The following is a 15926-nucleotide window of genomic DNA, read 5'->3' as shown; positions in this document are numbered from 1 at the left end:
TTTAAGGAATACTAAAAACACACAAACGCGCCCCCATGATCAATAACATCATTAACCTGCTTTGGCTGGTTTTTCAGGTTTTAATCGGATACAATCTGGTACTTCCACTATTGATGGTGGTCTTTTCTGTTTTTGTTCGCGACAGGATAGGGAAAACGTTAATTAAGCAAATGCCTGATTATGCGATTATTGTGACTGCTTACGAACAAACGGATTATTTGCAACAGGTTGTAAAATCTCTACTCGATCTCAACTATCATAATTACATGATCTATATCGTTGCGGATAATTGCCCTTTAGCTTCATTGATATTCGATGCTGACCGTGTAGTGGTTTTAAGACCTCCACAAACGCTCGCCAGCAATATAAAATCGCATGATTATGCCATTAAACATTTTATTAGGAAGCACGATATCATTACCATTATCGATAGCGACAATCTGGTCCATCCTGAATATATCAATGAACTTAACAAATATTTTGATCAGGGATTTGAAGCGGTACAGGGATTAAGGGCCGCAAAAAATCTGAACAGTACTTATGCCTGCCTGGATGCGGCGAGAGATCTTTACTACCACTTTTACGACGGGGAGCTGTTGTTTAAACTTGGTTCATCGGCAACTTTGGCGGGATCGGGGATGGCATTTAAAGCTGGGTTGTACCAGGATGCTATTGCAGCGATGGATTTTCATGGCGCTGGATTTGATAAAGTGGTTCAGGCAGGTATTCTTCTTTCAGGCAAAAGAATCGCATTTGCAAAAAATGCGATTGTATATGACGAAAAAACCGTCAACCCTACTCAACTAGTCAATCAACGTGCAAGGTGGATCAATACATGGTTCCGTTTCTGCGGCTACGGGTTAAGCATCATTGGTAAGGGAATAAAAAATAGAAGTTTAAACCAGTTGCTTTTTGGTGTTATTCTGCTCAGGCCACCTTTATTTATCTTTCTGATTCTCTCCTTGCTTCTCCTAATGATCAGTATCTTAACAGGTAGTGTAGCCTCAGTTTATTGGATACTTGCGATTTTCAGCTTTTTGATCAGTTTCTTAATCGCCCTGCTCAGACAGCCAACCGATGCCCGCATATACAGATCACTGGCAGGTATCCCAAAATTTATTTACTATCAGGTGGTTTCCCTCGTTTATGCAAGAGGTGCAAACAAAAGATCGGTAGCTACAAAACATATTATTCATCCCTAAATCATCAGCAATTTGGAAAACTTAGATATTATTATCGTCGGACAGCAGGGCTGGGATACCAAAATTGGGAGTAATTGTAAAGATATTGCTGTAGAATTTTCAGCGAGTAACCGTGTTTTATATGTTAACCCTTCACTCGACCGGATTACAAAATGGCGTTATGGTAAAAACAAGGAGGTAATTGAAAAGCTCAAAGTTATTTCGGGCAAGAAGAACGGCCTGGAAAAAATTAACGAAAGGCTATATGTATTAAATTGCGATTCCATTTTAGAATCCATCAACTGGTTACCCCCTGGACGGATTTATAATTATCTCAACAGGCTCAACAATGAGCGGCTTTTTAAGGCAATCAAAAAAGTGACTGAAAATTTATCTTTTAAGAGCGATGTACTCTTTAATGATAGCGACATGTTTAGAAGTTTTTTTTTAAAGGATCTGCTGAAGCCAAAGTTGAGTATATATTACTCACGTGACAATATGCTCGCTACAGATTATTACAGAAAACACGGTGCATATATGGAACCTGAAATCATCGCCCAAAGTGATTTATGTTTCACCAATTCGGCCTATCTGGAGAGCTATTGCCGAAAATATAATCCCAGGTCATATAACGTTGGGCAGGGTTGTGATTTTACTGTTTTCGACAGGTTTGTTTCAAGTGAAGAAGAAAAGAAATTAGCGCATATCCCACATCCCAGGATTGGCTATGTTGGGGTACTAACATCTGCCAGGCTGGATATTTCTCTCATAGGGAATATTGCGGTGTCCAGACCAGATTGGAACATTGTATTGGTTGGACCCGAAGATGCCAGCTTTCAGGAAAGTTCCTTACACCAGATACCCAACGTTCATTTTTTAGGGGCAAGGCCGGTAGATGAACTACCTGCTTTTATTGATGAATTCGATGTATGCTTTAACCCACAGGCGGTTAATGAACTCACTATTGGAAACTATCCAAGAAAAATTGATGAATACCTCGCTCTTGGCAAGCCAACAATAGCCACAAGAACTGATGCTATGGAGCCATTTGCTGATTATGTGGATTTGGCAGAGGACGCAAAGGGTTACAGCAATGGTATAGAAAAATTGTTAAAAGAGAAAGATCGTGTTTTGACGGATAAAAGAAAGGCTTTTGCCAGGTCGCATACCTGGAAAAATTCAGTTGGGACGATGTACCGATTTATGAATAAAGTTAATCCTGTTGGGCCATGAGAGTTGCTAATATCATAATGGCTTATAAAAATCCAAAACAACTGGGTATGATGATCAAAGCCATGGCGCATCCCGAGTTCGATTTTTACATCCACCTCGACAAGAAAATAGCGATATCCGGTTTTCAGCATTTACAGGATCTGCCTAATGTTTACTTCATCATTAACAGAACGGTTTGTAACTGGGGAGGTTTTCAGTTTGTTCAGGCCATATTAAGGTCTTTAGAAGAGATCCTGCAAAAGCGAATAGCTTACGATTTTTATAATCTGCTCAGTGCACAGGATTATCCCATTAAACCTGTTGGTATAATTGCCGATTTTTTTCGACAAAATATCGGCAAGAGTTTTGTCTCTTATGACACGGAAGGCAATGAAAAGTGGTGGAGCCATGCCAGATCAAGGTTTGAAAGTTATCATTTCACCGATTTTAACTTTAAGGGAAAATATCTGCTGCAGCGCGTCATTAACAATATTTTGCCGAAAAGAAAGTTTCCATTGCCAGCAAAGCTGTATGGAGCCTGTATTTCCAGTTGGTGGTCAATTTCTTCAGCATGTGCGGTATACCTTACCAGCTACATAAAAGAGGAGCAAGGATTAATGCGTTTTATGAAGTACACCTGGGCGGCTGATGAGTTTTTTATTGCAACCCTGTTAATGGACTCACCTTATAAAAATACCATTGTAAATGATAATCTCCGTATGATAACATGGGATGAAAATCTTCCCAATCCCTTGATTTTAAAGTCGGTGGATTTTGCAGGTATCCGAAGTTCAGAGAAATTATTTGCGCGCAAGTTTGATATCGATATTGATGCGAAGATTCTCTCTCAGATCGATGAAAACCTTTTGATCAATATTCAATAAAAATGAAAATAATCATGACGAAAAACGGGGTTTTATCTCTAATATTCAATCAATCATTATGAAACACAGATTTTTGGTGTTGGATATGTTCAGGGGAATCTTCGCATCCCTTGTTGTACTCTATCACATGAGCGCTTTCTCTGATACTCCGGTACTGAACAACAGCTTCATCTTGAACGCTGATATGTTCGTGGATTTTTTCTTTGTGCTCAGTGGATTTGTAATCTGTTATTCCTATCAAAGTATCAACAGCCTCACAGAACTAAAATTATTTCTAACCAAAAGGATCAGGCGGTTATATCCCCTGCATCTTTTAATGCTACTTATTTTCCTTGCAATAGAAGGAGTAAAACTTGGTCTGGTTAATCATATCCATATCAACAATTTTCTTGATAATTCACCCACAACGTTTTTTTCCTCTTTATTTCTGATTAATTCGATTAAGCTTCCGCATGTACATGATGTGAGCTGGAATCTGGTGAGCTGGTCTATCAGCGCAGAGGTTATCAGTTACATCATATTTGCCCTTAGTTGCCACTTGAGCAGTACAAATAGAGGAAATGCATTGAAACCAATGTTTTATATGTTTATTGCCCTTCTGGCGGCAATACTCTTATACACGATAACAGGATCCTTTAAACTCGATTACACGTACGATTATGGTTTTTTAAGAGGATTGATCGGTTTTTTCTCTGGCGCATGCTGTCTATATTGCTTTAAATACTTGCACGAGCGGCTATCGGATTTCAGGCAGTCATTATTCAGTTTTATGGAGATTGGGGTATTGCTGTTAATAGGCATGGCCATCATTAGCGGCCCGGTACTTAAACCTTACGGGTTCATTTACGAAATCGTATTTTTTATCTCGATAATGGTGTTTTCATTCGAAAAGGGATTGGTTTCCAAAGCTATAAGTAAAATTGGCCTGCTCAAAAAACTCGGTAAGTATTCCTATTCCATATACATGGTACATACCCTGTTTATCAGTATGTTTAATGTTATTTTTATTAGAGTATTTAAACTGCCAGAAAGCGCTTATGCCTACCTGTTTATTCCGAATTGTATCGTAATTTACTATGCCGCCAGGTGGACTTATCAGCACATCGAAATGAGATTCCAGTATAAGTCAAAGAAAAGCGTTACTGCTGGTTGATTATTTTAATCTTTTCATGGTAAGGATGTCGATATTGTATTTAACCTGGCGGTAGCTATCGCGCAATACCTTGATTAATATATTAGGACGGTGTTTCCAATTGGTCCTTTGCATGGTGCTGGGCTCGCTAAGAGAATTGCGTTGTGAAAGCAGATTGGTAAAATCCTTATAAAACAATCCTTTGCCTTTATTTTGGATAAAGGATATACACATTTTATATTCTGTCGTATCGCCTTTTATACCTTCAGGGTATTTGCCGAATTTTTCAAAAAAATTAGATCTTCTCAAATGCGGATGATCGGTATAAAAATAGATTTTCGTATAATCTAATGCCATTCTAGGGATGAACATTTCATCGAAATCATCATCAAATGGTTTAAGATAAGGATAGGCGTAATAGGCGTAAAATTTTACGATGTCGATTTGCGTATCATTGTCCATAGCACCCTGGGCTGAAGCCAGCTTTTCGCCAAACAGTACGCTGGGTTCAAAATCTTCCTGTAGGTATAGGGTATATGGTTTGCTTACCGCATCCTGCCCTTTGTTCAGGTTATTGCCCAGCCCACGGTTTGCCTCCGTTCCTACCAACCTGAAACCATAAACCTGGGCAAGTTGATTTAACCGCTCGCGGATGATCGGTTTACTGCCATCATCAGATACTACAATTTCCCCGAAAACGCAACCGGTGTCTTTTAGTTTAGCCAGTAAGTTCTCTAAAGATTCAGGTCGGTTATAATGGGTGATCAGTAATGATATTTCCGGGAAATTAAATGTTTTCATAAGGGGGTTATTCATTTTTACTTGTCTTCGTATCATGTGCCGGGTGGGCACGCAGTAAGCTCGTAAGGTTGCTGAACTCTAGTTTTAACCTTGAGCGCAGTGCGGTCGCAAAATCACCATCACGCTGAAGGGTGCGTGGAGCGGTCCATGCTCTTGCGCGGTTCGTGCGTACAGGTAATATTTTCCCAAATTTCATCAGGTCAAAACATAATCTGCCATCATCACCCCTCGTATTATGCATAATATAACCGGCCTGTAACCCAAAAGCCTTAACATAACCCATGCTGATTCCAAAAGCATTCAGATATGGCCGTTTAACCTGTCTGAGTTCTGCAGCCAGGTCTTTGAGTTTTTCAAGAACAAAAAGTTTCCAGCGCGAAAAGCCAGGTTCGGGTATAAAGGAATACCTGCCGTATACGCAGGCGGTGCCAGGTATGGTGAGCTTTTCCATCATATCATTAACCCAGTTGGTGGGGTACACACAATCTGCGTCTGCCAGCAAAATGTATTCACCTCCTGCACGCTCCATTCCCATTTGTCTTGCCGGACCACAACCTTGAATTTCCTGAAAGTAGCTGGTAACGCTGAGGTTATCAAGGGTTTGCTGTGTTCTGTCAGTAGAGTTATTATTAACCACAATAATTTCAAGGGGATAATCTGTAACGAGATTGGCCAGGCTGGAAATATTGCGTAGAATATTCAGCTCTTCGTTCCATGCGGCGATTAGTATCGTAACTACGGGCTTCGGGCTCTGCAATTCCTTTAGTTTTTTATTAATTCCCTGGAAGAAAGATGGAGGCACCTCATTAATGCTCTTAAAGGTAAACTCGTATTGATCCAACCATTTAGGTGCTGAAAATATCGTTTTCATGGGTTAACAGGTTTTTTAATTTGATATTGTACCAGGGGTTTTAAATCCATTCGATATAAATTTTTTAATTTCCTTAAAACTTAGGATATAGCTGTGAAAAATGGAGAAGCTCTGGTATCCTTTATTGATATAATAATAGGAGATAAGGATGCCTATTAAAGTGGGAAAGAAAGTGCCAACAACAAGTCCGTATATGTTTCCGAAAAAGTAAACTCCAGCAAAGTCTGAAATCACATTTACAATAACCATTACGATTACTTTATATAAGTTGATCTGTGGCTTGTGTATCGCATCAAGGGTAACGCTCATAAACCGGTCAGCAGGGCTAAGCAGGGCAATTGTTGCGCTTATCCTAAATATATTAACCGCTATAGAACCAGCTTCGGTACCATTGTACTTTCCACCTCCGATAATGGCAAGTGCATAACCGGCAAATATGTAGGTTCCTATTAAAAACGGGATGAGACCAATGGTGATGATACCGATATATTTGCTCATGGTGGATATAAGCTTGGCCTTGTTATTCTGATTGAAGGCGCTAGACAAGGCCGGCATGGCAGTCGCGACAAAACTCCTCAAAGGAATTTCCACAACTTCCATCAACCTCCGCCCCAGGTTGTAAACAGCCAGAGTAGATGGTCCCAACATAAAATTGATGACAAAGGTATCAGTAACACCGAAAAGGCTTGAGCTTATTGAAGTGCCAACGGTATATTTTCCGAAATCGAAAATTTCTTTTGTGCATGCTTTGCTCCGCTTGGCGTAAAAAGCTATACCCGACCAGCCTAAAATGATACACAGCACGCTGGTTATCGCTCCAGAAATGATATTGATGTACATCAGGTTGTACAAGTTATTCTGTTTTGTCAATATTAAAAAACCAAGGCACAGGATTAGGATAGCGACCTGAAAAACCCTGATGTACATTAAACGTCCGAAACGTAGGTCGCCCTGTGCGATACACATCGTTACGATCATGGGTAGAGATGACAGTAGGTTGATGGAATAAAATTTGGCAAAATAGATGAGGCTTTCATCTTTGATCAGAAAAGCGATGAAAATAAGTGGAATGTTAAGCAATAACAGGACAATAGTTGTAGCGGTGGCGATAAACCAGGTTGATCCGATAACCTCCTGACCTCTTGAGGGTGAAGTGCCTGCATAAAACTTTACAAATGCGGTAGACAAAAAACCCTGCCTAAAGGTATCAAGAAAGGATAACATGGATTGAAAGAAAAACCAAATGCCGATTTCCTTTATGGATAAGGAGCGGTATAGTATAGCAGTCAACAAAAACGTCAATACCGACATGCCGCCGGTACCCATTAACGAGAGAAAATGTATGTTTTTAAGTTTCTGTACAATTTTCATTTATAGTGTATTATTCATTCTTATTTTGAGAATTGCTTAGTGATGTTGATATCATCGGTGCCAGCTTTTACTTTGGGATCCTCGAAACTCTCGATAAATATCCGCTCAATCCACCTGTCTAAATTAAATTCTGCTTTGCGTGGTAGATAGGTGTTGTCTTTTATGAATCCATCCGATAGCCTTATATCTTCAATATCAATTACGGCAATCTGCCTCGGGTCGTAAATGCTGTCTTTGGTTACCCATTTATTGGTTGTGATTACTTTTTTGCCCGAACCTAAAGCATCGAGTACCCGCATAGCCATACCCGATTGTTTTGTATTACTTACATCAATAATGGTTTTTGACTTGGAAAGATTGGTGATGTAATCAGTCCTCGACATTTTTCTGAACTTGATGAGTTTCCAGTCGATCTTAACGCCTTTGAGCCTTTCGATAATGAAATACCTAATGGGCATATAAAAGTGAAATTTAACAGAGTATTTATGCTTTTTTGCGAATTCCATGAATTTTAGTAAGCCTACATATCGCTCAGGAAGATAGGAACCAAAATAAAACAAGTCATATTTAAAATTTTCGTTGTTGGTTTTTTCACCGAGTTCCTTTATCTCATCGGTATAAAAGGTGGCAGAATATCCAAGTTGTGCATGGTCTGCAACATCTTTATAATCAAAAGATAATTTCACGTCGAACTCTGGAAGAATGTTATACTGTGGAGGAAGGTTGATGAAAGGGCTGTTGGTATTTGAATCCCATTGGTAATTGATCAATTTGAGCCCGGGATTGAGCGCCTTAATTTTTTTAACAAACCATAGTGGCATCTTAAAACCCCTGATCACCAGAAAGTAGTCGAATTTTTTACCGATGATTTCGCCCAATATTTTTCTGTAATGAAATTCCTGATAGGCCTCTAAACGCGAGGGGCTTAACCGGTTGATAATGCCGTACAAAATGCTGGTATCTCTTTCAGGAAAATAGTCGACCCTTGCACCATAAGTGTCTTCAAGTTTATCAATTAACTGCTGGTGATAGTAGTAAAATTTTACTCCTATGTATAGTATGTTTTTATACTGTAATTCAGGTCGGGTTATCACTTGATTGTTTGTATTATGTATGCAGTGTCGAATTGGATTTCCTCACCATCTGATCATTGGTTATTTAACATGAATTAATTATTTTCTCTAATGGTGTTCTTTTGCATCTGGTGTTTCATCACTTCAGAGAGTCTGCTGCAAGATATATACAAAGGCCAGTTGGGGCAATAGCCCTTTTCTACCAGACCACCCTGCAGCCCTACCAATTTGTTTAGCATCGCTGCCGGATCTCTGCTTTTTATTTAAGGGTCATATGTTAATCACGGACAGGCTGAAGTTTTGCTATATCTTCAGCTTTTTCAATTAGGTGCCTTCCGATGCTATTATAATAATAACCCAGATCGATCATCTTGTCAAGATTGAATAAGTTTCTGCCATCAAAAATCACCCTTTCTTTCATCAGAACACTGATCTGATCGAAATCGGGGTTTCGAAATACCGACCACTCAGTAGCGATCAGCAAAGCATCTGCCCCTTTAACAGCCTCATATGCGTTTGCGGCATAAGAGATTTTATCTCCAAATATGGCCTTGGTGTTTTCACTTCCTTCAGGATCAAAAACGGTCACCGTAGCACCTTTGGAGAGCAGTGCTTTTATGATGTAAAGCGACGGTGCTTCCCTAATGTCGTCAGTCTCCGGTTTAAAAGCCAGTCCCCATAAGGCAAAGTGTTTTCCGCTAAGATCATCACCATAATATTTAATTACCTTATCAATTAGAACAGTTTTTTGGCTGTCGTTAACCTCGATTACCGACTTCAATATTTTAAAATCATAAGCATAATCATCTGAGGCTTTTACCAGCGCCTGAACATCCTTTGGAAAGCAGGATCCTCCGTACCCTATCCCTGGAAAAAGAAAACGCTTTCCTATTCTTTCATCAGAACCAATCCCTTTTCTTACCGAATCCACGTCGGCACCAACAAGTTCGCACAGATTGGCTATTTCGTTCATGAAAGTTATTTTTGTAGCCAAAAATGAATTGGCAGCATACTTTGTCAGTTCTGAAGACTTTTCATCCATAAACAGGATCGGATTTCCCTGCCGCACATAAGGGGCATACAGGTCGCTCATTATTTTTTTTGCCCTTTCGCTCACAGTGCCTAGTACCACGCGGTCTGGTTTCATGAAATCCTCTACTGCAACCCCTTCTCTCAAAAATTCAGGGTTGGAAACCACATCGACTTCAATATGGGTATATTGCTTAAAGATTGCTTTAACCTTTTCAGCAGTGCCTACTGGTACAGTAGATTTGTTTACAATGACTTTGTAATCGGTAATCAGACCAGCTACGTCTTTTGCCGCGCCCAGTATAAAAGAAAGATCAGCTGCCCCATCGCCGTTGGGTGGAGTTGGCAGGGCCATGAAAATAATCTGTGACTGGTCTATGGCAGAAGCCAGATCGGTTGTAAAAGTTAATCGGTTTTGGCTGATGTTGCGGTGGAAAAGCAATTCCAATCCTGGCTCATAGATTGGTAATATACCGCTTTGCATCTTTTCGATTTTATCGGTATTAATATCCACGCAGGTAACGTGATTGCCTGTTTCTGCCAGACAGGTGCCTGTTACTAGGCCAACATAACCAGTGCCAATTACTGCTATTTTCATATTTCTTTCAAGGGCTTTAATTTTTTTTATCAATGCGAAGGTAAACTTTGCCTTATTTTAGACCAATAGCCCTTTAATACCATTGTAAGCGATAGGCTTGTTACAGTAATAGTGTTGGGTGTATAATTGTTTCCATTTCTTTCTTCAGGATATCTTTGGATCACTTTTTTACTAATTCCTTCATTTTACAGGCCATGCCAGCGGCAATGGCAAAGCCATAATTGACGATGGCCCCTGGACGGCTTTTCTGTTTCTTGATCTCATACATGTCTACTCGCCAGGCCTCGTAATTTGTGCTGTTCAGCTGATCAAAAATCAGTGAAATATTTTGCTCTAGAGCTACAGTGGTATGCCATACACCATTTGGGACAAAGATTGTTTCCCCCGGGTGAAGTGTAACTTCAACCGATCTGGCCTGTTGATAAAGGGGGTACTTTTGAATATCTGGATCAAGGATGTTTACCGGAGAAAGAAAATTCGAATAACCTTGTTTGCCTGCGTATAAAAATTCATCCTGCTCCCCTGGAAAAAGGATAAATTTCTTGTCACCGTATAACTGGGTGATCCAGGCATTGGTATGATAGAAATCTTTATGCAGTGAATATTGGTTACCCTGGCCACCAAAAAACAGGTTGATGTTCTTGCCGAATTTACCATATGGGAATATCTTTGAATCAAACCAGTTTGGTATTGCATAATTCATGTGGATGGGATTGATATGCTCCATCAACGCAGGTAAATCGTAAGGGATTTCAAAAGTAATCGGGTAGGGAGCCGGATTTTTCGAAGTACTCTTACTGGTGAGTTCCAAAATCTCATTGATGCTATACATTTTTCCCTCAAACTCCTTTTTGTAATTTCCGAAGTGCGTACTGAAAAAGTCTGGCCCAAAGGTATGCTGGCCCCAAACTTTGGAAGCATTTTTAAAAACAACGGGAATTCTTTTGTTTACATATTCTCTTATAAACGTTTCATAGGAGATTTGATCTAGCCTGTTTACGGTTTGCATTGCTTGATTGTGTTTATTTAAAATTCCAAAAAACGGTTTCCAGATCCTCACTTGTGGCAAGGGTAAAAATGTAATCAGCATCTATCCGCATGGTTAACAAACGGTAGGGCCTGCTAGATCTGGTTAGTGTGTTTTCCAAACAGTTGATTTCTAAAAGATTGTCGATCAGCCCTTCCCCGGTAGCTTTTAACAATGCTTCTTTTCTGGTCCATAATGCAAAAAAAGATTCTTTCTCGTCTACGGATGATGCTATAAATCCCTCCTCGACTGTGTCAAAGCAGTAGGGTATTAATTGTGCCACATCTACAGGATGGTCTACATGTTCTATATCTATCCCAATAGGATTTTCGCTCATCGCTATCAGAATGTAATGGCCACTATGGCTGATGTTGAATTCGACCCCCATGCTAGATGGCTTTTTGTTTGCCTCCTGGTTAAAAATCACCGACTGCGGCACAGCGCCTGTATATCGGGAAATTATTTTTCGTATGGCAAGCCTCGTGGAAATAAAACGCCGGGTATCGTGTTCCTTTAAAAAATATCTGGATCTTTTTATTTCCTGCGGGGAAAGTATTTCATTAATCTGAAAGAAGGATTTTTTATAGTAATGCTCAAAATTTATCCTGAAAATGTTGTTTTTTTTCCGGTCAATGTCCTGATCAGCATGGAAGTCCTGCCAGGCCGCATTTAAAATAATTGGCAGTTGCTTAGTTTGCATTTTGATGCTTATTGAGGTTTGTCTGTAAGATATTGGCAAATACCTCATGGTGGGGTGAGGATATAAATGTTTTATGGTCTCCGGGGATTTCGCAAACCTCAACCCCCTGCAGCGCAAACCGGTCCCATCCAAGATAGGTCAGGTCGTCGAGAAAATATAGCCGTTCACTCACTCTGAATAAAGTCACCCTTAATTCGCTCGGCTGAAGAGCGTAGTTGTGCAGGGCAAGGTCATATTTTTTATAAAGTTCCTTCTCTCGATCGGTAAACAAACCCCAGTCACTGGGCTGCTGGTTAATGGAATTTTTAAAAAGGCGTTTTTTTGTGACATCAAGCTGGTATTTGAGCGTATTGACAGGTCTTTTTTTAAATGAATTTGCTATGAAAGGAATTTTTCTAAATTGTCTCTTTATGAAATAGCCAAAATTGCTGGTCAATTGCCCGCTCGGTCCATTGTGGCCTGTGTCGGTATCTATTACCCCTAAAAGGTTAATTGTTTTTCCCAATGCTTTTAGCTGTTTGGCCATTTCAAAAGCGATAAAACCTCCCAGTGAGTAACCAACAATATTATATGGTCCATTTTGATGGATTTCAAGAATTTCATCTATGTATCTCTTTGCGATATCCTCAATGGTAGCCGGAAGATCTTCATAACGGTCTAAACCCACTGCCTGTACCCCATAAATTGGCTGGTCGTCATCCAGCGAGGGAATAATCGATTTAAATAACAGCACATTGAGTCCGCTACCATGAATAAGATAAACCGGGTCTTTTGAACCTCCAGTTCTGATCGGGATAATCGTTGTTGACCTATCGTTATTTTTGATATGAATTTGGGTGGCAAGTTTTTCAATAGTAGAGTGGGTAAGTAGATTGTTTAACGGCAGGCGTATGCCGGTCTTTTTTTCCAGAGCCACCATCAATCTTACGGCCATCAGCGAATTGCCGCCCATTTCAAAAAAATCATCCATTATGCCCAGGGTTTCTAAACCCAGCGCATCTTTCCAAAGGTTCATGAGTAGCTGCTCGGTCGCGTTTAATTCTTTAATGATCTCCTGGTTTAAGGGATAATTCTCCTTTTCGGGTTTAAGCAATAAATCCCGGTCTATTTTTCCGCTTGCTGTTAGGGGGAAAACGCGCATGGCAACAATAAAATCCGGTACCATGTAATCTGGTAGCAGCGTTTTAAGTTTGTTCTTTAATGATTTGCTATAATTTTTATTTAATAGAAGCTGGTTTTCTTTTTCATCGTCCGTTTCTCTGGGTAGGATGATTTCTGTATTGGAAAGTTGTGTTTCGCAAATCGAAATGTAAGCCACCAGGGATTCATCAGTTCCAGTGTCATTGCGTTGAATGACTAATGCCTGGCTGATTTCTGCCTGAGCAGATAATACGGTCTCGATTTCACCCGATTCGACCCGGTGACCTCTCACCTTAATCTGATGGTCTATTCTTCCCAGGCACTGCACTTCACCATTACTGAGCATGATTCCAAGATCGCCTGTTCTATAAAGAATAATATTGGATCTATCGTTTGCAAAAATAAATTTTTCGCTGATGAGCGAATTATTGTTTACATAGCCTAAACCTACACCTTCTCCACCAATACAGATTTCCCCTACGTCTCCCATTTGCACAGAGCGCCCTGCAGCATTGTTGATGTAAATTACTGTATTATGGATTGGCTTTCCGATAGTAATCAGCTCATCGCTAACTAATATTTGTTTACCAATGGAATAGATGGTGGTTTCAGTTGGGCCATACATGTTCCACAAACTTGCTCCTGTGGCAATAATCGACTTGGCAAGACTAAGATCTAGTTGTTCGCCACCCGCAATCACCTTAAGGCTGTTAGGCCCGAGACCTGAGTTTAAGATCATCTTTAGGGTGGATGGCGTACCTTGGATGATCGAAATCTTCTGGGCAGAAATGAGATTGTTGATTAACCGTCCGTCCTTGCAGGTGGCATCGTCTGCGATTAATGTTTCCGCACCGGCAATAAGGGGTAAAAGAAGTTCGAGTGTAGCGATATCAAAAGAGATGGTTGTTGTTGCCAGCAGTCTATCTGTATAACTTATGCCGGGCATTTCCTTTGTACTCAACAAAAGATTCGCCAGGTTACCATGGCTTATTTTTACTCCTTTAGGGCGTCCCGTTGAGCCGGAAGTATAGAGTAAATAAGCAGTATCGCTTAAACCGATAGCGGGAGCTTGCCAATTGTAGGGATGAGCATCAAACGAGGCAAAAATCTCAGCAGGATCCAGCACTTCGATTTTGTGGGGAACATCACCCAATAAATTGGATAAAAGTATTGTTGCCCCCGAATCTGTAAGCATATAATTTATCCGATCACGGGGCAATGTAGGGTCGATAGGGAGGTATGTCGCACCGGTTTTTAATACGGCTATTATCCCCGTTAACATGTCTATTGAACGGCTGATGGCTATGGCTACAATATGTCCCTTTTTTATTCCTTTGCCTTGCAAAAAGGAGGCGAAGGTGTTGGTTTTGTTTTCAAGTGATAAAAATGTTAAAGTATCCTGATTAAAACTTACGGCCTTTCTGCTCTGAAACTGCGATACGCTATTGGTGAAAAGTTCAACAAAAGATTGATTATTAAGCAATGGCTTACCGTTTGCGACAGATTTGGTCTGTCCCTGCATTACTGCTTCATATATAGACATCGAGGGAGTTTTGATCATACAATTGATCAGTAGCTCATAATCCTGCATCATGGCCTCAACGCTTGCCGCTGAGAAAAGTTGCGCGTTATAGTTCCACTCTAAAATAAGACCATCTGGCGAATCCGTGGCATTGACAAAAAGTTCGAAAGTTTCGCAACATCTTACGTTTGAGCTGATCAGGTGCTTAAGTCCTTCAAATCTCACGTCACTGTCCATACCCATGTCAATATTGAAAACAATAGGCACAAGCGGCACGCGTGAATGGTCTCTTTTGGTTTTAAGTTTCTCTATTAGCTCACCGAAACTATACTGTTGGTGATCGTACACGTTCATCAAGTATTCCCTGCGCACTTTGAGATAATCATTTAGGCCCATTTCGGCATCAACAGAAGTTTTTACCGGTAATATGTTAACACAATGGCCTACCAGATTATAAAATTCACTTACCGCCTGCTCTGCCGACGGAAGACCAATAATCAGATCTGCCTGGCGGGTCTTTTTGAAAATGAGGATTTCAAATAGAGATAGCATAGTGGTTACCATGCTACATCCGATTTTTGCACCCTGGCTTCTAAGCGCTTTGACAAGACTGCCGCTCAGGTGTTGATCGATTCTGTTTGATTGATAACTGCGCTGAGTACCTCTGGGAAAATCTGTTATGAGGTTTGCCACCGGAAGATCTTCGGCGTATTCTCCTAGCCAGAAGTTTTCTGTATGGTGGAAATCCGGGCTGTTGCGGTATGCTTCTTTTACTACCGCAAAATCGCTGATCTGGAAGGGTTCGGGAAGGGAAGGCGTAGATCCATTAGCGTATGCATTATACAGTTTGCTGAGCTCCTCGAGAATGATGCCAAATGACCACCCATCGCAAATGATGTGGTGAAAAATGAGGGTTACCTGATGTTTCCCTATTTCGCCCCGGTGTACAAATGCCCGAAAGAGCGGCCCCTCGTTTAAATCGAAAGGGGTAGACATTTGATCTTTTAGAAAAGCGCTTAACTCAAATTGTCTTCTTTTCAATGGCAAAACAGAAAGGTCATGCAAAACAACCTCAAAGGGCATCTCATTGTAAATGATGAGTTTTTCTCCATCTCCACTGAGCACGCTCCGCAAGGCTTCATGCCTATGGATAACCTGGGCAAAAGCTTTTTTAAAGTATTCAATTTCAAAACTTCCCTCCAGGTTGATCGAAACCGACTCGTTGTAAGCTAAACTGGCTTCATCGCCGCCCAATAAGCAGGATATGAAAATTTCCTGTTGTGCTTTATTGATGGAGATTACTTTGTTAATTGCCCGCTCATCTTCAAAGGGATTAAAATCAACGGTTAACGGCTCACTTTGTAATGCTAAAGGTATCATCTGGG

Annotated in this window: 12 protein-coding genes; 4 read left to right on the top strand and 8 right to left on the bottom strand. The window is 40.5% G+C overall.

Annotated features, from left to right (window positions below; translation table 11 throughout):
* Window positions 1-35: 35 nt before the first annotated feature.
* Genes EZ456_RS17590 through EZ456_RS17575 form a run of 4 tightly spaced genes read left to right on the top strand, consistent with a single transcriptional unit; the run spans window position 36 to window position 4430 of the window.
* Window positions 36-1202, top strand: coding sequence for a glycosyltransferase (locus tag EZ456_RS17590; RefSeq protein ID WP_131532385.1), 1167 nt, complete (start codon window positions 36-38; stop codon window positions 1200-1202).
* Window positions 1203-1214: 12 nt separating this feature from the next.
* Complete coding sequence (locus tag EZ456_RS17585; RefSeq protein ID WP_131532383.1) at window positions 1215-2414, top strand: glycosyltransferase; 1200 nt, start codon at window positions 1215-1217, stop codon at window positions 2412-2414.
* A complete protein-coding gene (locus EZ456_RS17580; RefSeq protein WP_131532381.1) occupies window positions 2411-3277 on the top strand; it encodes a beta-1,6-N-acetylglucosaminyltransferase in 867 nt (288 codons plus the stop codon). The genes EZ456_RS17585 and EZ456_RS17580 overlap by 4 nt, the downstream gene beginning before the upstream one ends.
* A gap of 58 nt (window positions 3278-3335) precedes the next feature.
* Complete coding sequence (locus EZ456_RS17575) at window positions 3336-4430, top strand: acyltransferase family protein (protein ID WP_131532379.1); 1095 nt, start codon at window positions 3336-3338, stop codon at window positions 4428-4430.
* Here the strand turns inward: EZ456_RS17575 and EZ456_RS17570 are convergent, their stop codons facing one another.
* From EZ456_RS17570 to EZ456_RS17535, 8 genes are all read right to left on the bottom strand, one after another.
* The gene (locus EZ456_RS17570; protein ID WP_131532377.1) at window positions 4431-5210 is read right to left on the bottom strand and encodes a glycosyltransferase; all 780 of its coding nucleotides are present in this window, start codon (window positions 5208-5210) and stop codon (window positions 4431-4433) included.
* 7 nt (window positions 5211-5217) lie between these two features.
* A complete protein-coding gene (locus EZ456_RS17565) occupies window positions 5218-6081 on the bottom strand; it encodes a glycosyltransferase family 2 protein (protein WP_131532375.1) in 864 nt (287 codons plus the stop codon).
* A gap of 15 nt (window positions 6082-6096) precedes the next feature.
* Complete coding sequence (locus EZ456_RS17560; protein ID WP_131532373.1) at window positions 6097-7452, bottom strand: lipopolysaccharide biosynthesis protein; 1356 nt, start codon at window positions 7450-7452, stop codon at window positions 6097-6099.
* 20 nt (window positions 7453-7472) lie between these two features.
* A complete protein-coding gene (locus EZ456_RS17555) occupies window positions 7473-8546 on the bottom strand; it encodes a CgeB family protein (RefSeq protein ID WP_131532371.1) in 1074 nt (357 codons plus the stop codon).
* Window positions 8547-8802: 256 nt separating this feature from the next.
* Window positions 8803-10152 carry a UDP-glucose dehydrogenase family protein gene (locus EZ456_RS17550; RefSeq protein ID WP_131532369.1) on the bottom strand — a complete coding sequence of 450 codons (1350 nt, stop codon included), beginning with the start codon at window positions 10150-10152 and terminating at the stop codon, window positions 8803-8805.
* Window positions 10153-10312: 160 nt separating this feature from the next.
* Complete coding sequence (locus EZ456_RS17545; protein WP_165501362.1) at window positions 10313-11161, bottom strand: cupin-like domain-containing protein; 849 nt, start codon at window positions 11159-11161, stop codon at window positions 10313-10315.
* Window positions 11162-11174: 13 nt separating this feature from the next.
* Window positions 11175-11879, bottom strand: coding sequence for a 4'-phosphopantetheinyl transferase family protein (locus tag EZ456_RS17540; RefSeq protein WP_165501361.1), 705 nt, complete (start codon window positions 11877-11879; stop codon window positions 11175-11177).
* Window positions 11869-15921 carry a non-ribosomal peptide synthetase gene (locus EZ456_RS17535; protein WP_131532363.1) on the bottom strand — a complete coding sequence of 1351 codons (4053 nt, stop codon included), beginning with the start codon at window positions 15919-15921 and terminating at the stop codon, window positions 11869-11871. The genes EZ456_RS17540 and EZ456_RS17535 overlap by 11 nt, the downstream gene beginning before the upstream one ends.
* Window positions 15922-15926 lie beyond the last annotated feature (5 nt).

The sequence above is a fragment of the Pedobacter psychrodurus genome, assembly GCF_004331735.1.
Classification (GTDB): domain Bacteria; phylum Bacteroidota; class Bacteroidia; order Sphingobacteriales; family Sphingobacteriaceae; genus Pedobacter; species Pedobacter psychrodurus.
This window is presented reverse-complemented; position numbering and strand designations above follow the sequence as displayed.

Coding starts and splice junctions, on each gene's coding strand:
- EZ456_RS17535 (WP_131532363.1), bottom strand. CDS start 15,921: ATGATACCTTTAGCATTACAAAGTGAGCCGTTAACCGTTGATTTTAAT.
- EZ456_RS17540 (WP_165501361.1), bottom strand. CDS start 11,879: ATGCAAACTAAGCAACTGCCAATTATTTTAAATGCGGCCTGGCAGGAC.
- EZ456_RS17590 (WP_131532385.1), top strand. CDS start 36: ATGATCAATAACATCATTAACCTGCTTTGGCTGGTTTTTCAGGTTTTA.
- EZ456_RS17580 (WP_131532381.1), top strand. CDS start 2,411: ATGAGAGTTGCTAATATCATAATGGCTTATAAAAATCCAAAACAACTG.
- EZ456_RS17575 (WP_131532379.1), top strand. CDS start 3,336: ATGAAACACAGATTTTTGGTGTTGGATATGTTCAGGGGAATCTTCGCA.
- EZ456_RS17565 (WP_131532375.1), bottom strand. CDS start 6,081: ATGAAAACGATATTTTCAGCACCTAAATGGTTGGATCAATACGAGTTT.
- EZ456_RS17570 (WP_131532377.1), bottom strand. CDS start 5,210: ATGAAAACATTTAATTTCCCGGAAATATCATTACTGATCACCCATTAT.
- EZ456_RS17545 (WP_165501362.1), bottom strand. CDS start 11,161: ATGCAAACCGTAAACAGGCTAGATCAAATCTCCTATGAAACGTTTATA.
- EZ456_RS17560 (WP_131532373.1), bottom strand. CDS start 7,452: ATGAAAATTGTACAGAAACTTAAAAACATACATTTTCTCTCGTTAATG.
- EZ456_RS17550 (WP_131532369.1), bottom strand. CDS start 10,152: ATGAAAATAGCAGTAATTGGCACTGGTTATGTTGGCCTAGTAACAGGC.